Origin of the sequence: Arthrobacter jinronghuae (genome assembly GCF_025244825.1) — a bacterium.
In the GTDB taxonomy this organism is placed as follows: Bacteria; Actinomycetota; Actinomycetes; order Actinomycetales; family Micrococcaceae; genus Arthrobacter_B; species Arthrobacter_B jinronghuae.
The window spans coordinates 1,909,864-1,929,587 of the sequence record NZ_CP104263.1 but is presented as its reverse complement, the minus strand read 5'-3'; the positions used below and the strand labels follow the sequence as shown (position 1 = coordinate 1,929,587).

The window sequence follows — 19,724 nt, the reverse complement described above, 5'->3', positions numbered from 1 at the left end:
GGGTGCTGGTTGTACAGATAACGGGGCTATGTGCGGGCCCGGCGTGCTGGTTGTACAGATAACGGGGTTATGCGCGGGCCGGGCGTGCTGGTTGTACAGATAACGGGGTTATGCGTGGGCCCGGGGTGTTGGTTGTGCAGATAACGGGGTTATGCGACCTTCTTGGCCCCGTTATCTGTACAACCGGCGACAAGGGAAACCCAACGGGCGGGGGTTCTGCCCGATGAGGCACGTGGCTCTGTAACAGGCGCGTAGGACGTTCCGGGTTAGGCGGCTTTAATACTCCCTGCGAACTCTGCGAGCCGGGAGCTTCGTTGCCGCCGTTCCGGAACGCCCGGAGCGCGCGTGGCAACCAAGAAGCCCGCAACCAAGAAGTCCCGCACACAGCAATGGCCGGACCCCGAAGGGATCCGGCCACCGTAAAGCGGAAAGGCTAGAGCAGCGCGCCGCCCACGAACGGATCCACGGCCAGGGCCAGGAAGAGGATCGTGAGGTAGCTGATGGACAGGTGGAAGACCTTCATGGCGGACTTGTCATTGAGGTCTTCGCGCTGCGCCTTGGAGTGCAGCTTGTGGGCCTCGGCCACGAACCAGCCGCCGGAGAGCAGTGCGGCGATGGTGTAGACCCAGCCGGCACCGCCCACGGGAACCAGCAGCAGCGAGCAGGCCACGGTAGCGTAGGCGTACAGCACCACCTGGACGGAGACGAGCTTGGCGCCGGCCACCGCACCGAGCATCGGCACGCTGGCGTTGCGGTAGTCCTCGCCGTACTTCATGGACAGCGGCCAGTAGTGCGGCGGTGTCCACAGGAAGATGATCATGAACAGGATGATGGCCGGCCATTCCACCTTGTCGGTGACGGCAGCCCACGCGATGAGTACCGGCATGCAGCCGGCGGCGCCGCCCCAGACAATGTTCTGGGTGGTGCGGCGCTTGAGGATCAGGGTGTAGAAGACCACGTACAGGAGGATCGCGCCGAGGCCCAGGAGGCCGGTCAGCGGGTTGGCCCCGAACCAGAGCAGGGCAATGGCGACAACGCCCAGCACCCACGCAAAGACCATGGCTTCCCGCGGAGACACCTCGCCGGTGACCAGCGGACGGTTCTTTGTCCGCTTCATCAGCTTGTCCATGTCGCGGTCGATATAGCAGTTGAAGGCACCGGCACTGCCTGCTGCCAGTGCGCCGCCGATCATGGTGACCAGGATCAGGCCCAGGGAAGGAAGTCCCTGCTCGGCGAAGATCATGGTGGGAAGGGTAGTCACGAGCAGGAGTTCGATGACGCGCGGTTTGGTGAGCGCCACGTAAGCCCGGACCTTGCGGCCCGCCGTCATCTTCCCCGTGTGGACCGGAGACTCGGCATGCTGGGTAGTCACGAAGCGATCACTTTATCCAATCTGGAACGAAAAATCCGTCCTAATCATAACCTCTATCGGCTGTAGAAATCGAAGCATGGAATACGCATGCGCCCGCACACCTGCAGGAACCGGAACAGCTCAGGGCCGAAGGCCGGGATCATGTGACAGAGGCGGGCAGGACGCAGCCTTAGAGGATAAGGTTGGAACGGACCTTTCCCGCGGCTAATTAGGCTGCGGCACGGGAAAAGCAGCAAACAGTATTAAGCAGTATCTGCGGCGTTCGCTGCGGAACGCGGAACAAGTTATGCCGTAAACGCGGTATGGATTTGCGTCTGCGGTTGGTTGTAGTGGTAAAGGAACCGGACGCACTCCGTTCACGGGGGCTTCCGGGCATGTCCGGCGCTGTACGGCGCCGGTTGTCTGTAGAGAGAGGGGCCCGGTAAACGTGCCACATATGGAAGAGCAAGAACTGATCTGGACCGAGACAGACCGCAAGGCAGTGGACACTGTCCGCGTCCTCGCTGCCGACGCCGTGGAGAAGGTCGGCAACGGCCACCCCGGCACCGCCATGAGCCTGGCTCCGGCCGCCTACCTTCTGTTCCAGAAGGTCATGCGCCACGACCCGTCCGATCCGCAGTGGATTGGCCGCGACCGCTTCGTCCTCTCCCCCGGTCACACCTCGCTGACGCTCTACATCGAGCTCTTCCTTTCCGGCTACGGCCTGGAACTCGAGGACCTGCAGTCCCTGCGCACCTGGGGTTCCAAGACCCCCGGCCACCCCGAATACCGGCACACCGACGGCGTGGAAATCACCACCGGCCCGCTGGGCCAGGGCCTTGCGTCCTCCGTTGGCTTCGCGTTCGCCCAGCGCCGCCTGCGCGGCCTGCTCGACGCCGATGCTGCCGAAGGCACCAGCCCGTTCGACCACACCATCTGGGTCATCGCGTCCGACGGCGACCTGCAGGAAGGCGTCACGGCCGAGGCCTCCTCGCTCGCCGGACACCAGGAACTCGGCAACCTCGTGGTGATCTACGACGAGAACCACATCTCGATCGAAGACGACACCGACATTGCCTTCACCGAAGACGTGCTCAAGCGCTACGAAGCCTACGGCTGGCACACCCAGCGGGTGGACTGGACCAAGACCGGCGAATACGTCGAGGACGTTCACGAGCTCTACAACGCCCTGATGGCAGCCAAGGCCGAAACAAACCGGCCTTCCATCATTTCCCTGCGCACCATCATCGGCTGGCCTGCACCGAACAAGCAGAACACCGGCAAGATCCACGGTTCCGCCCTCGGCACCGACGAAGTGGCCGCACTGAAGGAAACCCTGGGCTTTGACCCGGCGAAGAACTTCGACGTCGACCCCGAGGTCCTCGAGCACGCCCGCCAGGCAGTGGCCCGCGGCGCCGAGGCCCACGAGAAGTGGAATGAAGGTTTCAAGGCCTGGGAAGAAGCCAACGCCGAAGGCTCCGCTCTGCTGGCCCGCCTGGAAAAGGGCGAGCTGCCGGAGGGCTGGGAAGCATCGCTGCCCGTCTTCGAAGCCGGCAAGGACATGTCCACCCGCGCGGCTTCCGGCAAGGTCCTGTCCGCCATCGGCCCGGCACTGCCGGAACTGTGGGGCGGCTCCGCCGACCTCGCCGAATCCAACAACACCACCATTGAAGGCTCCCCCTCCTTCATCCCCGCCGGGAAGCAGACCAACGCCTGGTCCGGCAACCCGTACGGCCGGGTGCTCCACTTCGGCATCCGCGAACACGCCGCGGCATCGATCGTCAACGGCATCACGATGCACAGCAACACGCGCGCCTTCTCCGGTACGTTCCTGATCTTCAGCGACTACCAGCGTCCGGCCATCCGTCTCGGGGCACTGATGGGCGTGCCTGCCATCTATGTCTGGACCCACGACTCCATCGGCCTGGGCGAAGACGGTCCCACCCACCAGCCCGTGGAGCAGCTCGCTTCGCTGCGCGCAATCCCGGGGCTCGACGTCGTCCGCCCGGGCGACGCGAACGAGGTGGCCGTCGCCTGGCGGACCATTCTTGAGAACACCGAGAACCCGGCCGGCATTGTGCTGACCCGCCAGAACATCCCCACCTACGCCCGAGGGGAAGGCGCAGCCACCGCCACCGAGTTCGGCTCCGCCGAAGGTGCCGCCCGCGGCGGGTACGTCCTTGCCGAAGCCGTCCGCGACGGCAGCGTCGTGACGCCGGACGTCATCCTGGTGGGTACCGGTTCCGAGGTCCAGCTGGCTGTTGAGGCCCGCGAAGCACTCGCCGCCGAAGGCGTAGCCGCCCGCGTGGTGTCCATGCCGAGCATCGAGTGGTTCAACAAGCAGGACAAGGAATACCGCGAGTCGGTACTGCCCAAGGACATCCGCGCCCGGGTTTCCGTCGAAGCTGGAATTGCCCTCGGCTGGCGCGAAATCGTCGGCGACGCCGGCCGCAGCGTCTCCCTGGAGCACTTCGGCGCTTCCGCCGACTACAAGACGCTGTTCCGCGAATTCGGCATCACCGCCGACGCCGTGGCGCAGGCTGCGCGCGACTCCCTCGCCGCTGCCGGCGGCAACGGATCCGCCCCCGACGGCACCACCGGCGCCGCTTCCGGAGCACAGTCCACCGAGACCGGCGACCAGCAGTAATCCCCTTACTTAAAGGAGCACCAACAATGACTTCCACTCCCACCGCCCGGCTTTCCGAAGCCGGAGTCTCCATCTGGCTGGACGACCTCTCCCGCGAACGGATTGTTTCCGGTTCCCTGAAGAAGCTCATCGATGAGCGCAACGTGGTCGGCGTGACCACGAACCCGAGCATCTTCGCAGCAGCCCTGGCCAACGGCGCGTCCTACGCCGCCCAGGTGCAGCAGCTTTCGCGCTCGGGTGCCGACGTCGACAAGTCCGTCTTCGAAATCACCACCGACGACGTCATCCAGGCCTGCGACCTCTTCGCACCGGTCTACGAGGCCACCAACGGCGTCGACGGCCGCGTGTCCATCGAGGTTGATCCGCGCCTGTCGCGTGACACGCAGGGCACCATCAACGAGGCGAAGGAACTCTTCGACAAGGTTGGCCGCGCCAACGTCCTGATCAAGATTCCCGCCACCCAGGAAGGCCTGCCGGCAATCACCGCCACGCTGGCCGCGGGCATCAGCGTCAACGTGACCCTGATCTTCTCCCTCGAGCGCTACCGCGAGGTCATCAACGCGTACATGCTCGGCATTGAGCAGGCTAAGGAAAACGGGCACGACCTCTCCACCATCCACTCGGTGGCGTCCTTCTTCGTCTCCCGCGTCGACGCCGAGATCGACAAGCGCCTGGACGGCATCGGCTCCGACGAGGCCAAGGGTCTGAAGGGCAAGGCCGGCCTGGCCAACGCCCGCCTGGCCTACCAGGTCTTCGAAGAGCAGTTCGCCAGCGAACGCTGGCAGGTACTGGCCGCGGCCGGTGCCAACGCGCAGCGCCCGCTCTGGGCCTCCACCGGCGTGAAGGATCCGGCCCTGCCGGACACCCTGTACGTCACCGGCCTCGTGGCACCGAACTCGGTGAACACCATGCCGGAAAAGACGCTGGAAGCCACTGCGGACCACGGCGAAGTCACCGGTGACACCATCACCGGCACGTACGCCGAGTCCAATGCCGTCCTGGACCAGCTGGACGGCCTTGGCATCTCCTACAACGACGTCGTGGAGCAGTTGGAGACCGAAGGCCTCGATAAGTTCGTGGTCAGCTGGGGCGAGCTCCTCCAGACCGTTGAGACCGCACTGGATACCGCGAAAGAGGCATAGGAAAAAAATGACAACTCTGTCCTTTGAAGCAGCCGGGGCGGCCAGCGTTGCCGTCGACGCCAAGGTGCCCGAACTCGTGGGGGATGAAGTCGCCTCCCGCCTCGTGGCCCAGGATCCCACTCTCTGGGGACCAGATGCCGAAGCCGAGGCGTCCATCCGCCTGGGCTGGCTCAACCCCGGAGAAAGCTCCCGGCCGCTCGTGGGACAGATCGCGGCGCTGAGGGAAGAGCTTGCCGCCGAGTCAGTGACCCGCGTGGTCCTGGCCGGCATGGGCGGCTCTTCCCTGGCGCCCGAGGTCATCACCCGCACCGCGGGCGTGGACCTGACAGTGCTGGATTCCACCGACCCGGACGTCGTTGCAGCCGCCCTCGGTGACCGGCTGGCTGAGACCGTCATTGTCGTGAGCTCCAAATCGGGTTCCACGGTGGAGACGGATTCGCAGCGCCGGGTTTTCGAACAGGCCTTCACCGATGCCGGTATCGACGCCAAGTCCCGCATTGTGGTTGTCACCGACCCGGGGTCGCCGTTGGACGCGGCGGCCCGCGAAGCCGGCTACCGCGCCGTCTTCAACGCCGACCCCAACGTCGGCGGACGCTACTCCGCCTTGACGGCCTTTGGGTTGGTGCCTTCGGGCCTGGCCGGAGCGGACATTGAAACCCTGCTGGACGACGCCGAGATGACGGCGGAAATCCTGCGGGACGACGCACCGGACAACATCGGCCTGGAACTCGGAGCGGCACTGGGCGGAACCGACCCGCTGCGCAACAAGATCGTGATCGTGGACGAAGGCTCCGGGCTGGCAGGCTTCCCCGACTGGGCCGAGCAGCTTATCGCGGAATCCACCGGCAAGCTCGGCACGGGCCTGCTGCCCGTCGCCGTCGAACCCGGCGCCCCGGAAATGGTATCCGGTGCCGGCGACGTACTCACCGTACGGATTGTCCCCGTCGATTCCGACGTCCTCCCCGAAGGAGACCAGGTAGTGGTTTCCGGAAGCCTGGGCAGCTCCATGATGCTGTGGGAATTCGCCACCGCGGTGGCCGGACGCCTGCTGAACATCAATCCCTTTGACCAGCCGGATGTCGAAGCTGCGAAGAAGGCAGCACGCGGACTGCTGGACGCCACTCCGGCGCCCACGGAACCGTCCTTCATCGACGGCTCCGTCGAGGTGCGCGGGCCGGCTGACCTCCTTGGCACGGCACACACCCTCCGCGGGGCGCTGGCAGCCCTGCTCCGTCAGCTCGGCACGGACGGCTACCTCAGCATCCAGGCCTACCTGGACCGTTTCCGGCAGGCCGAGCTCGAACAGATCCGGCCGGAGCTTGCTGCAGCCACCGGCCGTCCCGTCACCTTCGGGTGGGGGCCCCGCTTCCTGCACTCCACCGGCCAGTTCCACAAGGGCGGCCCGGCGCAGGGGGTGTACCTGCAGATCACCGGCAAGCCCGCGCAGGACATCGGCATCCCGGAACGGCCCTTCACCTTCGGTGAACTCATCAGCGCGCAGGCTGCCGGGGACGCGCAGGTCCTCGCGGACCAGGGCCGCCCGGTACTGCGGCTGCACCTGTTGAACCGCGACGAAGGGGTCCGTGAAATTGAAAACGTTGTGCGTTCTCTGGCCGCAGAAGTTAGCAGCAAGTAAATGACGGCCGCGGAAAAGACCAGGAAGGGCAACCCGCTCCGGGATCCACGGGACCGCCGGCTGAGCCGGATCGCGGGTCCGTCCTCCCTTGTGATTTTTGGCGTGACCGGAGACCTGGCCCGGAAGAAGCTCATTCCGGCTGTCTATGACCTGGCCAACCGCGGCCTGCTTCCGCCCAGCTTCTCGCTGGTGGGCTTCGGCCGCCGGCCGTGGAGCCACGAGGAGTTCGCCGCGCAGGTGAAGGAGTCGGTGCAGGCGTATGCCCGGACCGATTTCGATGAGGGCGTGTGGAAGCAGCTGGCCGAGGGCATCCGTTTCGTCGAAGGCGGCTTCGACAGCGACGAAGCCTTCGAGGACCTCAAGGCGACCCTCGAGGACCTCGATGAGCGACGCGGAACCCGTGGGAACCACGCGTTCTACCTTTCAGTGCCGCCCAAGTCCTTCGAACAGGTCTGCCAGCAGCTTTCCGGACACGGACTGGCTAAGACCTCCGAGGGCAAATGGCGGCGGGTGGTCATTGAAAAGCCGTTCGGCCACGACCTGGCCTCCGCGCGGGAACTCAACAATGTGGTGGAATCGGTGTTCCCCGCCGATTCGGTGTTCCGCATCGACCACTACCTGGGCAAGGAGACGGTCCAGAACATCCTGGCGCTGCGCTTCGCGAACCAGCTGTTCGAACCGATCTGGAACGCCAACTACGTGGACCACGTGCAGATCACCATGGCCGAAGACATCGGCATCGGCGGCCGTGCGGGTTATTACGACGGCGTGGGCGCGGCCCGCGACGTGATTCAGAACCACCTGCTGCAGCTTTTGGCGCTGACCGCCATGGAGGAGCCCATTTCCTTCAATGCGGAACACCTTCGCGCGGAAAAGGAAAAGGTTCTGGCGGCCGTCCGGCTGCCGGAGGACCTCTCGCGCAGCTCCGCCCGCGGGCAGTACACCGGCGGCTGGCAGGGCGGTGAGAAGGTTACCGGTTTCCTGGAGGAGGAAGGGTTCAACCCGGAATCCAAGACCGAGACCTTCGCTGCGATCCGCCTGGATATCAATACCCGCCGATGGGCCGGAGCGCCGTTCTACCTGCGGGCCGGCAAACGGTTGGGCAGGCGTGTCACCGAGATCGCCGTCGTCTTCAAGCGCTCCCCCAATCTGCTGTTCCGCGAACACGACGGCGACGACTTCGGCCAGAACGCCGTCGTCATCCGCGTACAGCCGGACGAAGGCGCCACCATCCGGTTCGGCTCCAAGGTGCCGGGTACACAGATGGAGGTCCGCGATGTCTCCATGGACTTCGGCTACGGGCACTCTTTCACCGAGTCCAGCCCCGAAGCCTATGAACGGTTGATTCTGGACGTGCTGTTGGGCGAGCCTCCGCTCTTCCCCCGGCACCAGGAGGTTGAGCTGTCATGGAAGATCGTGGATCCGTTCGAAGAATACTGGGCGTCGCTCGACACGCAGCCGGAGCCTTACGCTCCCGGCAGCTGGGGGCCGGACTCCGCCAACGAGCTGCTCGCCCAAGACGGAAGGACCTGGAGAAGGCCGTGATAGTAGAACTGCCGGACACCACCACCTCCAAGGTGTCCAAGGAAATTGTTGCCATGCGGGAAAAGGGCGGCGTGGTCACCCTCGGCCGCGTCCTGACCCTGGTGGTGGATACCCAGCCGGACTTCGTTGAGGAGGCCATCGCGGCCGCCAACGAGGCCAGCCGGGAACACCCGTGCCGCATCATCGTGCTGGCCGAGGGCAGCCCGGATGATGACACGCGCCTTGACGCCCAGATCCGGGTAGGAGGCGACGCCGGGGCCTCAGAGGTCATTGTCCTGTCCGGACACGGCGAACTGGCCGGCGAAAGTGAGTCACTGGTGTCGGCCCTGCTGCTGCCCGATGCACCCATAGTGGTCTGGTGGCCGCACGGAGTGCCGCAGGACCCGGCGCAGACGCCGCTGGGCTGCATTGCCCACCGCCGGATTACCGATGCAGCCACCGAGGACGATCCGAAGAAGGCGCTGCTGGGACTGGCGGACAGCTATGCTGCCGGGGACACGGACCTCAGCTGGACCCGGTTGACCAATTGGCGCGTCCAACTGGCCGCAGTCCTGGACGGCGGAGGAGCGGCCCTGGTCCAGTCCGTCATCGTCGAAGGTGCCTCGGATTCGGCCAGTACCTTCCTGCTGGCCGCCTGGCTGAAAAAGGCATTGGATGTACCGCTGGAAATCATTGAAGGGGAAGCCGGAACCGGTATCCACAGGGTAGTGTTTAGCCGCGGCGACGGAGATGTGGAGCTGGCCCGGCCGGACCAGGTCACCGCCCATCTGACCCAGCCCGGGCAGCCGGAGCAGCAGATTGCGCTTCCGCGCCGCACCCTGCGGGACTGCCTGGCGGAGGAGCTGCGCCGGCTCGATCCGGACGAGGTCTTCGGAGAAGTACTCACCGAGGGACTGGCCGCGTGCCTGTCCAAGGAAGGGGCGGACGCATGAAGCACTCCCCCAACGGCGTCAGCATCCACCCGGATCCGCAGGCGCTCGTCTCGACAACGGCAGCCCGGCTGATCACCAAGCTCGTGGACGTGCAGAGCCGGCGCGGGGAAGCCACCGTGGTCCTCACCGGCGGAACGGTGGGCATCGCGACCCTGGAGGCCGTGACGGCCAACCCGGCACGGACGGCAGTGGACTGGACAAAGGTCAACTTCTGGTGGGGCGATGAACGGTTCCTCCCCGCCGGCAATCCGGAGCTGAACTCATTCCAGGCGCGGCAGGCGATGCTGGATCCGCTTGGCGTCCCGGCCGGCCGCATCCACGCGGTTGCTTCCGCCAATGAGGTCGACACAGTGGAAGACGCCGCAGCCGACTACGCCCGTCAGCTGGCCGAAGCGGCTGCCGCCGAGCAGCTTGCGACTGGGTTCAACGCCGTTGACCCGCGGCTCCCCCGCTTTGACGTCCTGCTGCTCGGGGTGGGCCCGGACGCGCACATTGCGTCCCTCTTCCCGGAAACCCCGGGCGTGCGCACCGTCGGATCCACCACCGTAGCCGTGCGGGATGCGCCCAAGCCGCCGCCCGAGCGGATCTCGCTTACGTTGGAGAGCATCAACACGGCCTCCGAGGTATGGCTGGGTGTCGCCGGCAATGACAAGGCCGGCGCCGTTGGCCTGGCTCTCGCCGGCGCAGGGGAAATCCAGGTCCCGGCCGCGGGAGCCCGCGGCCGCACCAAGACCCGGTGGCTGATTGACCAGGCTGCGGCGTCGCAGCTGTCCCAGCGGCTCTTCGACTCCGACGACCCGGACGCAGGGGACGAGGACTAGGCCCGACCAGCGTTACAGAAAACGAATGGCCCCCGGAAAAATCCGGGGGCCATTCCTTTGGAGCTGTTGCTGCCTACGCTTCGCCGGCGAAGCTCTGGATCAGCCCGAGGGCCACGATAACCAAGCCCCAGGAGAGCGCCAGCGCCACCGTGAAGCGGTTCAAGTTCTTTTCGGCAACACCGGAGGATCCGAGGCTGCTGGTCATGCCGCCGCCGAACATATCCGACATACCGCCGCCGCGGCCCTTGTGGAGCAGGATGAGCAGCGTCAGCAGCAGGCTCGTGATCGCAAGGAGCACCAGCAGGACGATCTTCAGAATTTCCACTTACGGCCTTTCGGGTGACTCATGGATTGGAGACGCCGCTGCGACGCCCTTCAGCTGCAGTTCAGTCAGTCACCAGATGTTGTTCGAACCTGACAATATTAGCAAATTCGCCTACATCCAAACTGGCGCCGCCTACCAGCACGCCGTCCACGTCCCGCTCCCCCAGAATGCTGGCCGCATTGGCGGCCTTGACCGAGCCGCCGTAGAGCAGGCGGGTCTTGGCGGCAACGGCATCGTCATACAGGTCAGCGATTTCGGCACGGATGGCGGCACACATTTCCTGGGCATCCTCGGGGCCGGCAACTTCACCGGTGCCGATGGCCCAGACGGGCTCGTAGGCAATGACAAGGCGGGACACCTGCTCGGCGTCCAACCCGGCGAGATCCCGGCGGACCTGCTCCAGGGTGTGGATCACGTGGTCCCCGGCCTGCCGGACCTCGAGCCCTTCGCCCACGCAGAGGACGGGCACCAGATTGTGGCGGTAGGCGGCCTTGAGCTTCTCGTTCAGCAGCTCGTCGCTCTCGCCGTGGACGGACCGGCGTTCGCTGTGGCCTACGAGGACGTAGCTGCAGCCGAGCTTGGCGAGGAACTGGCCGGAGATGTCACCGGTGTAGGCGCCGGAATCCTTGGGCGACAGGTCCTGCGCGCCGTATTCCACCTTCAGCTTGTCGCCCGCCACCAGCGTCTGCGTGCTGCGCAGGTCGGTGAACGGAGGGAACACCACAACTTCCACGCGGCCGTAGTCATGCCGTGCGTCGCTCAGCGTCCACGCCAGTTTCTGCAAAAGGGTGATGCCCTGGACGTGGTCCATGTTCATCTTCCAGTTGCCGGCGATCAGGGGTGTGCGGTCGAACTTGCCGTTCGTGGAGGTGGTCATGGTTACTCCGGTTTCTTACTCGCGGTGCACCGGCCGCTGGGCCGGGCGGGATGGGACATGCGGGTGCGGGCCCGCTGGGACAGCGGACCCGCACCTTTGGTTTTACTTGTCGAGGACGGTAAGGCCCGGAAGGGCCTTGCCTTCGAGATACTCGAGGCTGGCGCCGCCGCCGGTGGAGATGTGCCCGAAGTCGGCTTCCGAGAAGCCCAGCTTGCGGACTGCCGCAGCTGAATCGCCGCCGCCGACCACGCTGAAGCCGCTGGAGTCCTTCAGGGCCTGGGCCACGGCACGGGTGCCGTTGGCGAAGGCTTCGAACTCGAACACGCCCATCGGACCGTTCCAGAAGATGGTCTTGCCGTGGCGGATCCGCTCAGCGAAGGCCGCGGCGGAATCGGGACCGATATCCAGGCCGATACCCGACGCGCCGAACCGGCTGTTCTCGATGCCGTCCGCAGGAACGGTGTCGACGTCGGCATCCGCAGCGAACTTGTCCGCCACCACAATGTCGGTGGGCAGTACAAACTCGCAGCCGACCTCCTTGGCGCGGCTCAGGTATCCCTTCACATTTTCGATCTGGTCTGCCTCGAGCAGCGATGCGCCGACCTTGTGGCCCTGTGCGGCCAGGAAGGTAAAGACCATGCCGCCGCCCACCAGCAGGTAGTCGGCCCGGTCCATCAGGTTCTCGATCACTGCCAGCTTGTCGGACACCTTGGAGCCGCCCAGAACCACCACGTAGGGCTTCTCCGGGTTCTCGGTGAGGCGCTTGAGGACCTCAACCTCGGTGTGCACCAAACCGCCTTCGTAGGCGGGCAGCGCCTCGGCAACGTCGTAAACGCTGGCGTGCTTGCGGTGCACGGCGCCGAAGGCGTCATCCACGTAGGCACCGCTGCCGCCGGCCAGGGCAGCCAGTTCCCCTGCCAGCGCCTGGCGTTCTGCATCGTCCTTGGAGGTTTCGCGCGGATCGAACCGGATGTTCTGCAGCACCAGGACGGACCCGGCGGCCAGCGAGGATGCCAGTTCGCGGGCGCTGTCGCCCACCACGTCCTCGGCGAACTCCACCGGGAACGGGGACAGTTCGGCGAGGCGGTCGACGGCGGGACGCAGCGAGTACTTCTCATCCGGCTTGCCCTTCGGGCGGCCGAGGTGGGCCATCACAATAACCTTGGCACCGTGCTCCACCAGGGTCTGCAGGGTGGGAATCGACGCACGGATACGTCCGTCGTCGGTAACCCGGCCGTCGTCGAGCGGGACGTTCAGGTCCGAGCGGACGAGGACGTACCTGCCGTCAACGCCTTCGCTGATCAGGTCGGGGAGAGTTTTGACAGTCATGTCTACCTTTGCGTACTCGGTTGATTAAAGCTTTGAGCCAACAAGCTTGGTGAGGTCCACCAGACGGCAGGAGTAGCCCCACTCGTTGTCGTACCAGCCCACGACCTTCACCTGGTTGCCCATAACGCGGGTCAGGCCCGAGTCGAAGATGCACGAGGCAGGATCGGTGACAATGTCGGAAGAAACAATCGGCTCGTCGGTGTAGCGGAGGATGCCCGCCAACGGCCCGTTGCCTGCGGTCTTGTAGACATCGTTGATCTGTTCCACCGAGGCCTCCTTGGAAACCGTCACGGTGAGGTCGGTGACCGAACCGGTGGGCACCGGGACGCGAAGCGCGAAGCCGTCCAGTTTGCCGTCGAGGGCCGGCAGGACGAGGCCGATGGCCTTGGCGGCGCCCGTGGTGGTCGGGACGATGTTGAGGGCTGCGGCGCGGGCGCGGCGGAGGTCGCGGTGCGGGCCGTCCTGCAGGTTCTGGTCCGCGGTGTACGCGTGGACGGTGGTCATCAGGCCGCGTTCAATGCCGAACGCCTCGTGCAGGACCATGGCCAGCGGGCCGAGGCAGTTGGTGGTGCAGGAGGCGTTGGAGATGATGTTGTGCGACGCGGGGTCGTAGTCGCCGTCGTTGACCCCCATCACGACAGTGAGGTCGGCACCCTTGCCCGGGGCGGAGATCAGGACCTTCTTGGCGCCGGCATCGATGTGCTTCCTGGCGTCCTCGGCCTTGGTGAAGAATCCGGTGGACTCAATGACGATATCCACGCCCAGATCGCTCCACGGGAGGTTCGAGGGATCCCGTTCGGCGAGGACACGGATGGTCTTACCCCCGACGACGATGTTGCCCTCGCTGACTTCGACGTCGGCCCCCAGGCGTCCGGTGACGGAATCGTACTTGAGGAGGTGGGCGAGGGTCTCGGGGCTGGTGAGGTCATTTACCGCGACGATGTCGAGGTCGGCGTTCTGCTCCAGGGCCGCCCGGAAGTAGTTGCGGCCAATACGCCCGAATCCGTTGATTCCAACACGAGTAGTCACTGTTCTGTCTCCTTGAGTAGGGGTTCAATCGAGAGCTGTGTGACCTCAGGGTTAGAAGCCACCGGACTGACTGCGGCCTGACACTTCCGCTTGGGAAACCCTTCCGGCCGCGGCGCCGTGGCCCCGTCCCGCCGGTGCCCGAAGGCTCCGGGCGGGACCGGACCTACGGATTTATCTTACGCGTCACAGTCTCCGTAGGGACCGGGGCACCCGCACAAATGTGCGGCAGGGGGCAGACTAGGCCGGGACGATCAGGCTCTTGGCACCGGTGCGGGCGGCGTCGAAACGTGCGGCGACGTCGGCCCAGTTCACGATGTTCCACCATGCCTTGACGTAGTCGCCCTTAACGTTGGCGTAGTCGAGGTAGTAGGAGTGCTCCCACATGTCGAGCATCAGCAGCGGAATGGTTCCCACCGGGACGTTGCCCTGCTGGTCGTACAGCTGCTCGATGACGAGGTTCTTGCCCAGCGGTTCGTAGGCCAGGATGGACCAGCCGGAGCCCTGGATGGAGTTGGCCACGGCAGTGAACTGGCCGCGGAAACCGTCGAAGGAACCGAAGAACTCATCGATGGCCGCTGCCAGTTCGCCTTCGGGCTTGTCGCCGCCGTCCGGGGACATGTTGTTCCAGAAGATGCTGTGGTTGGTGTGGCCGCCCAGGTGGAAGGCCAGATCCTTGGAGAGCTTGCCGATGGTGCCGAACTCGCCCTTTTCACGTGCCTCGGCCATCTGGGCCAGAGCCGTGTTTGCGCCGGCCACGTAGGTGGCGTGGTGCTTGTCGTGGTGCAGTTCCATGATGCGTGCGGAAATGTGCGGCTCAAGGGCCGCGTAATCGTACGGCAGTTCCGGCAGTGTGTATTCGTTCACGAAAATCCTCCGTTGGTGTCGGATCAATGTTCCGGACGGAATTCCCGTCCGGAAACTCGTTGTGCCGCCGAAAGGCAGCAGGCTTCCATCCTATGCAATAACGCTATTCATCCAACATTTCCGGAGTGACGCTGGACTCAGTACCTGGAATGCCCAGTTCCGCTGCCCGCTTGTCCGCCATGGCCAGGAGCCGCCGGATCCGTCCGGCAATGGCGTCCTTGGTCATGGGCGGGTCGGCGAGGTGGCCCAGCTCGTCCAGGCTGGCCTGCTTATGCGCCACGCGGAGCTCGCCGGCGTAGCGCAGGTGCTCCGGGACGTCCTCGCCGAGGATCTCCAGGGCGCGCTCGACCCGCGCGCCGGCGGCAACGGCAGCCTGCGCGGAGCGGCGCAGGTTGGCGTCGTCGAAGTTGGCAAGCCGGTTCGCGGTGGCCCGCACCTCTTTGCGCATCCGGCGCTCTTCCCACACCATGAGCGCGTCATGCGCACCCATCCGGGTGAGCAGGGCAGCGATGGTGTCGCCGTCGCGGATCACCACCCGGTCCACGCCGCGCACTTCGCGTGCCTTGGCGGCAATGCCGATCCGACGGGCGGATCCGACCAGGGCCAAGGCCGCTTCAGGTCCCGGGCAGGTGACTTCAAGCGAGGACGACCGTCCGGGTTCGGTAAGGGAACCGTGGGCGAGGAAGGCACCCCGCCAGACGGCCTCCGCGTCGGCTGCGGAACCGTTGACCACGACGGAGGGCAGCCCCCGCACCGGACGCCCGCGGGCGTCCAGGAGGCCGGTCTGCCGGGCGAGCGATTCGCCGTCCTTCACTACCCGAACCACGTAGCGGTTGCCACGGCGCAGCCCGCCGCCGGACACCACAATGATGTCGCTGGCGTGGCCGTAGACCTCGGCAATGGCTGCCCGCAGCCGCCGGGCTGTCGAAGCCAGGTCAACCTCGGCTTCGATGACTATCCGTCCGGAAATGATGTGCAGGCCGCCGGCAAAACGCAGCATTGCCGACACCTCGGCCTTGCGGACTGAGGATTTCTTCACGTCCAGACGTGACAGTTCCTCTTTTACAGCTGCGGTTAACGCCACAAATACACTCCTAATTCTCCCCAAAAATATCGTGGAAGGCGGTCGCGAGGCGGAGCGGATCATGGATCGGACGCCCCGACGCTGCCCCTACCTTACCGAAGACCGCACGGCCGCCCAGTTCTGCTACAGCATCTTCAAAGGCAGCTTTGTCCGCCACCACCGACGGATCCACCAGCACGGCGTCCACCTTGAACTCCGGCGCGTAGCGGCGGATTACCGCCAAATGGTCGACGGCTGTCATTCCGGACGTTTCGGTGGTCTCATTGCTGAGGTTCATGGTCAGGCAGCGCTTGGCGGATGTGGCGCACAACGCATCCCGAAGCTGCGGCAGCATCAGATGCGGCAGGACAGACGTGTACCAGGAGCCGGGTCCCAGGACCACCCAGTCGGCCAGCTCGATTGCTTGGAGCGCTGCCGGGCAGGCCGGGGCATCGACTGGCAGCAGCCGGACGTCGCTGACGTTGCTGCGGACGCCGGCAGCGGCGAGGCTGGCCTGGCCGCTGATGGTCTCGAACACGTCTCCGTCCTCGGTGCGCCGAAGGACATCACCTTCAATGGTGAGCGGCAGCGTGGACATCGGCAGCACCTGGCCGCGGGCACCCAGCAGGGCGCCGGCCCACTGGAGTCCGGCGACGGGATCCCCCAGCAGCTCCCAGAGCGTGACAATCAGCAGGTTGCCGAGGGCATGGTCATCCAAGGAACCTTCGACCCCCGGCTGGGAGCGGAAGCGGTGCTGCATAACGTCTCGCCAGGTGCGACCCCAGTCAGTGTCGTCGCAGAGCGCCGCCAGGGCCATCCGCAGGTCCCCGGGCGGAAGGACGCCGAGTTCACGGCGGAGGCGGCCGGAGGAGCCGCCGTCGTCCGCAACCGTAACGATGGCGGTGAGGTCGGTGGTGAGCAGGCGGAGGGCGGAGAGAGATGCGGACAGTCCGTGGCCGCCGCCGAGCGCGACGATTGATCCGCCGTCGCTCTCACGCCCCTGCCCCTGGGGAATCAGGGGCAGGGGTCCGGTGAGGAAGGACATTACTCGCGCCCCAGATCCCGGTGGTGGGAGCTGACGGTCACGTGCGGAAGCTGCGCCAGGCGCTTGGCCAGCTCCTCGGTGACGGCAACGGAGCGGTGCTTACCGCCCGTGCAGCCGACGGCGATCGTGGCGTAGTGCTTGTTTTCCCGGCGGTAGCCGTCAATGACGGGCTCCAGGGCGTCAACATAACGGTCGAGAAACTCCGCGGTGCCCTTGGCCTGCAGGACGTAGTCGCGGACGTCTTCGTCCAGCCCGGTGTGCGGGCGCAGCTGCGGGACCCAGTGCGGGTTGGGGATGAAACGGACATCGGCAACGTAGTTTGCGTCCACCGGCAGTCCGTATTTGAAGCCGAAGCTCATGACATTCAGGCGCAGCACAATCGGGCCGGACTCCGTGAACAGCTCGGTGACCGTCGTGGCGAGTGCGTGGACATTCAGCTTGGAGGTATCCACGATGATGTCGGAGGACTCCCTCAGCTCCTTCAGGACCTCGCGTTCGACGGCGATGCCGTCCAGGATGCTGCCGTCCTCCTGGAGCGGATGCGGCCGGCGTCCCTGTTCAAACCGGCGGACCAGGGTGGAATCATCGGCGTCGAGGAACAGCAGGCGGTAGGTAACGCCGGCGCTACGCAGGTTGCGCAGGGCTTCGCGGATGTCCTGGAAGAGTTCCTTGCTGCGGACGTCAACCACCACGGCCAGCTTCGGGATGGACTGCGGCATCCGGGACACCAGTTCGGTGAGGGTGCCCAGCATCATCGGAGGCAGGTTCTCGACGACGTACCAGCCGTGGTCTTCCAAGGCATTGGCAGCGGTGCTGCGCCCGGCGCCAGACATGCCCGTGACTACGAGCAGCTCCGATTCCTCCGGTTTGACTACGGTCAAGCCGTCCTCTTGCGTCATTACTGATCCCATCCTGATTGTTCCTGCTTTTCGAAGAACTCCGAACGGTTCGAAGCTGACACGCCGGTTCCCAAGCCTAACTAAGTTTCCAGGATTTCGCCGGTGGCCATATTGACCGCCGGAACTCCCGCCGTTTCCTTGTCGGCCAGGCGGCTGCGCAGGTTGGCGGCCATGGCCGGGCCAATGCCCGGCACCTCCAGGAGTTCCTCCTCAGTGGCGGCACGCAGCTTCTTCACCGACCCGAAGTGCTTGAGCAGTGCCTGCCGCTTGGACGGCCCCAGTCCGGGCACATCATCGAGCAAGGACGCGGTCATGGACTTGCCCCGCTTCTGCCGGTGGAAGGTGATGGCGAAGCGGTGTGCCTCATCCCGGACGCGCTGGAGCAGGAACAATGCCTCGGAGGCCCGCGGGAGGATCACCGGGAAGTCGCTGTCCGGAACCCAGACCTCCTCAAGGCGCTTGGCCAGCCCGACCACCTGCACGTCGGTGATGCCCAGATCCGCGAGGGCCTTCGACGCCGCTGCGACCTGGGGCTGGCCGCCGTCCACCACCACCAGGTTCGGCGGGTAGGCGAACTTCGCCTTGGGCGCCGGGGTGAGGGTGTCGGTCAGCGGCTGGACATCGCCGTCGCCGCCGCGCTCGTCCGGCAGGTCCGCCGGTGCATCGGGGTCGGCGGCGGGATCCGCGTTCTCCGCAAGGTAATTGCGGAAACGCCGGGAGATGACGTTGTACATGGAGGACGTGTCATCCCGGGCGGCGTCGCCGGTGATCGAAAACTTGCGGTAGTCCGATTTCTTCGGCAGGCCGTCTTCGGCCACCACCATGGAGGCAACCACATTGGTGCCCTGCACATGGGAAATGTCGTAGCACTCGATGCGCAGCGGCGGCGAGGGCAGGTCCAGGGCCTCCTGCAGTTCCTGCAGCGCAGCGGAGCGGGTGGTGATGTCCCCGGCCCGGCGGCTCTTGTGCAACCGCAGGGCATCGGCGGCGTTGCGGGCAACGGTCTCCATCAGGGCCTTCTTGTCGCCGCGCATGGGCACCCGGATGTCCACGCGTGCCCCGCGCAGGCCGCCCAGCCACTCGGCGAGTTCCTCGGCGTCCGGCGGCAGCACCGGGACGAGGACCTGGCGGGGAATGCGGTCGGTCGAGTTCGCCTCGCCGTAGACCTGCTGGATCAGGTGCTCCACAAGATCAGCCGTGTCGTTGTCCTCCACCTTCTCCACCACCCAGCCGCGCTGGCCGCGGATGCGCCCGCCGCGGACGTGGAACACCTGGGCTGATGCCTCAAGTTCGTCCTCCTCCAGGGCGAAGATGTCGGCGTCCGTGTCTTCGCTGAGGACCACGTTGTTGCGTTCGAATACTTTCCGCAGGGCCGAGATATCGTCGCGGAGCCGGGCGGCGGTTTCATAGTCCAGTTCGGCGACGGCGGCCTGCATTTCCTTCTCCAGGCTGGAGATGAAGCGCTTGCCCTCGCCGGCCATGAAGTCGCAGAGTTCCGCGGCCAGCTCGCGGTGGTCCTCTGGGCTGATCCGTCCGACGCAGGGGGCGGAGCATTTGTCGATGTAGCCGAGCAGGCAGGGCCTGCCCGTGCGCTCGGCGCGCTTGAAGACGCCGCTGCTGCAGGTGCGGACGGGGAAGACCCGGAGCAGCGTATCCAGGGTTTCGCGGATGGCCTTGGCCGGATAGAACGGCCCGAAGTAGCGGGTGTCCTTACGCCGGTCCCCGCGCATGACCTGGGCGCGGGGGTACTTCTCCCCCATGGTTACGGCCAGATAGGGGTAGGACTTGTCGTCCCGGAACATGATGTTGAACCGGGGGTTGAATTCCTTGATCCAGGTGTATTCCAGCTGCAGCGCTTCGAGTTCGGTGCCCACCACCGTCCACTCGACGCCGGCCGCGGTATGCACCATGGCCCGCGTCTTGGGCATCAGCCCGCGCGGGTTGGCAAAATAGGAGTTCAGGCGGGAGCGGAGGTTCTTCGCCTTGCCCACGTAGATGACCCGGCCGTGCTCGTCCCGGAAGCGGTATACGCCCGGGGCCGTGGGGATCTCCCCTGTTTTCGGCCGGTAGGTTGCTGGATCTGCCACCTCTCCATCCTACGTTCGCCTTTCTCCTGACCCGGACGGCGGCTCGGGGTTTCGCGGGGCGCTGAACAGGCCCCGCCGCTGCCGGCGCCGGTGCGCATGTTTGCCCGGCTTTCGTTATAGGGTCTGATGCGA

The 19,724-nt window shown here is 65.6% G+C and carries 16 protein-coding genes; 6 read left to right on the top strand and 10 right to left on the bottom strand.

Going from position 1 to position 19,724, the window contains the following annotated elements; genetic code table 11:
- Positions 1 to 433: 433 nt before the first annotated feature.
- Positions 434 to 1,372: a heme o synthase gene (locus N2K98_RS08985; RefSeq protein WP_255865582.1), complete on the bottom strand. Its 939-nt coding sequence runs from the start codon at positions 1,370 to 1,372 to the stop codon at positions 434 to 436.
- Positions 1,373 to 1,808: 436 nt separating this feature from the next.
- Here N2K98_RS08985 and tkt point away from each other — a divergent pair, with 436 nt between their 5' ends.
- The 6 genes from tkt to pgl are packed head-to-tail and all read left to right on the top strand — an operon-like array spanning position 1,809 to position 10,074.
- Entirely contained in the window at positions 1,809 to 3,998 is a 2,190-nt protein-coding gene (gene tkt, locus N2K98_RS08980; protein ID WP_255797731.1) for a transketolase, read from the top strand.
- 26 nt (positions 3,999 to 4,024) lie between these two features.
- Entirely contained in the window at positions 4,025 to 5,140 is a 1,116-nt protein-coding gene (tal, locus tag N2K98_RS08975; RefSeq protein ID WP_229951947.1) for a transaldolase, read from the top strand.
- A gap of 7 nt (positions 5,141 to 5,147) precedes the next feature.
- A complete protein-coding gene (locus N2K98_RS08970) occupies positions 5,148 to 6,776 on the top strand; it encodes a glucose-6-phosphate isomerase (protein ID WP_255797733.1) in 1,629 nt (542 codons plus the stop codon).
- Positions 6,777 to 8,321 carry a glucose-6-phosphate dehydrogenase gene (gene zwf / locus N2K98_RS08965; protein WP_255797734.1) on the top strand — a complete coding sequence of 515 codons (1,545 nt, stop codon included), beginning with the start codon at positions 6,777 to 6,779 and terminating at the stop codon, positions 8,319 to 8,321.
- Positions 8,318 to 9,253 (top strand): glucose-6-phosphate dehydrogenase assembly protein OpcA, encoded by a 936-nt coding sequence (locus N2K98_RS08960; protein ID WP_255797735.1) that lies wholly within the window; start codon positions 8,318 to 8,320, stop codon positions 9,251 to 9,253. The genes zwf and N2K98_RS08960 overlap by 4 nt, the downstream gene beginning before the upstream one ends.
- A complete protein-coding gene (pgl, locus tag N2K98_RS08955) occupies positions 9,250 to 10,074 on the top strand; it encodes a 6-phosphogluconolactonase (RefSeq protein WP_255865581.1) in 825 nt (274 codons plus the stop codon). The genes N2K98_RS08960 and pgl overlap by 4 nt, the downstream gene beginning before the upstream one ends.
- A 73-nt stretch (positions 10,075 to 10,147) precedes the next feature.
- Here pgl and secG read toward each other — a convergent pair whose 3' ends face one another.
- From secG to uvrC, 9 genes are all read right to left on the bottom strand, one after another.
- Positions 10,148 to 10,399: a preprotein translocase subunit SecG gene (gene secG, locus N2K98_RS08950; RefSeq protein ID WP_229951952.1), complete on the bottom strand. Its 252-nt coding sequence runs from the start codon at positions 10,397 to 10,399 to the stop codon at positions 10,148 to 10,150.
- Between the two features lie 61 nt (positions 10,400 to 10,460).
- Positions 10,461 to 11,276: a triose-phosphate isomerase gene (tpiA, locus tag N2K98_RS08945; protein ID WP_229951953.1), complete on the bottom strand. Its 816-nt coding sequence runs from the start codon at positions 11,274 to 11,276 to the stop codon at positions 10,461 to 10,463.
- 102 nt (positions 11,277 to 11,378) lie between these two features.
- Complete coding sequence (locus N2K98_RS08940; protein WP_229951954.1) at positions 11,379 to 12,605, bottom strand: phosphoglycerate kinase; 1,227 nt, start codon at positions 12,603 to 12,605, stop codon at positions 11,379 to 11,381.
- A gap of 24 nt (positions 12,606 to 12,629) precedes the next feature.
- On the bottom strand, positions 12,630 to 13,634 hold the full coding sequence (gap, locus tag N2K98_RS08935; RefSeq protein WP_255865580.1) for a type I glyceraldehyde-3-phosphate dehydrogenase: 1,005 nt from the start codon (positions 13,632 to 13,634) through the stop codon (positions 12,630 to 12,632).
- Between the two features lie 237 nt (positions 13,635 to 13,871).
- On the bottom strand, positions 13,872 to 14,498 hold the full coding sequence (locus N2K98_RS08930) for a superoxide dismutase (RefSeq protein ID WP_229951956.1): 627 nt from the start codon (positions 14,496 to 14,498) through the stop codon (positions 13,872 to 13,874).
- A 103-nt stretch (positions 14,499 to 14,601) separates the two neighbouring features.
- A complete protein-coding gene (whiA, locus tag N2K98_RS08925; RefSeq protein ID WP_227921727.1) occupies positions 14,602 to 15,582 on the bottom strand; it encodes a DNA-binding protein WhiA in 981 nt (326 codons plus the stop codon).
- A gap of 10 nt (positions 15,583 to 15,592) precedes the next feature.
- Entirely contained in the window at positions 15,593 to 16,606 is a 1,014-nt protein-coding gene (locus tag N2K98_RS08920) for a gluconeogenesis factor YvcK family protein (protein ID WP_255797738.1), read from the bottom strand.
- Positions 16,606 to 17,505: an RNase adapter RapZ gene (rapZ, locus tag N2K98_RS08915; RefSeq protein WP_255797739.1), complete on the bottom strand. Its 900-nt coding sequence runs from the start codon at positions 17,503 to 17,505 to the stop codon at positions 16,606 to 16,608. The genes N2K98_RS08920 and rapZ overlap by 1 nt, the downstream gene beginning before the upstream one ends.
- An 80-nt stretch (positions 17,506 to 17,585) precedes the next feature.
- On the bottom strand, positions 17,586 to 19,592 hold the full coding sequence (gene uvrC / locus N2K98_RS08910) for an excinuclease ABC subunit UvrC (RefSeq protein ID WP_255865579.1): 2,007 nt from the start codon (positions 19,590 to 19,592) through the stop codon (positions 17,586 to 17,588).
- Positions 19,593 to 19,724 lie beyond the last annotated feature (132 nt).

Excerpts from the sequence above, each read along its gene's own strand:
- tkt (WP_255797731.1), top strand. The coding sequence starts at position 1,809 with ATGGAAGAGCAAGAACTGATCTGGACCGAGACAGACCGCAAGGCAGTG.
- tal (WP_229951947.1), top strand. The coding sequence starts at position 4,025 with ATGACTTCCACTCCCACCGCCCGGCTTTCCGAAGCCGGAGTCTCCATC.
- N2K98_RS08970 (WP_255797733.1), top strand. The coding sequence starts at position 5,148 with ATGACAACTCTGTCCTTTGAAGCAGCCGGGGCGGCCAGCGTTGCCGTC.
- zwf (WP_255797734.1), top strand. The coding sequence starts at position 6,777 with ATGACGGCCGCGGAAAAGACCAGGAAGGGCAACCCGCTCCGGGATCCA.
- pgl (WP_255865581.1), top strand. The coding sequence starts at position 9,250 with ATGAAGCACTCCCCCAACGGCGTCAGCATCCACCCGGATCCGCAGGCG.
- tpiA (WP_229951953.1), bottom strand. The coding sequence starts at position 11,276 with ATGACCACCTCCACGAACGGCAAGTTCGACCGCACACCCCTGATCGCC.
- N2K98_RS08940 (WP_229951954.1), bottom strand. The coding sequence starts at position 12,605 with ATGACTGTCAAAACTCTCCCCGACCTGATCAGCGAAGGCGTTGACGGC.
- N2K98_RS08920 (WP_255797738.1), bottom strand. The coding sequence starts at position 16,606 with ATGTCCTTCCTCACCGGACCCCTGCCCCTGATTCCCCAGGGGCAGGGG.
- rapZ (WP_255797739.1), bottom strand. The coding sequence starts at position 17,505 with ATGACGCAAGAGGACGGCTTGACCGTAGTCAAACCGGAGGAATCGGAG.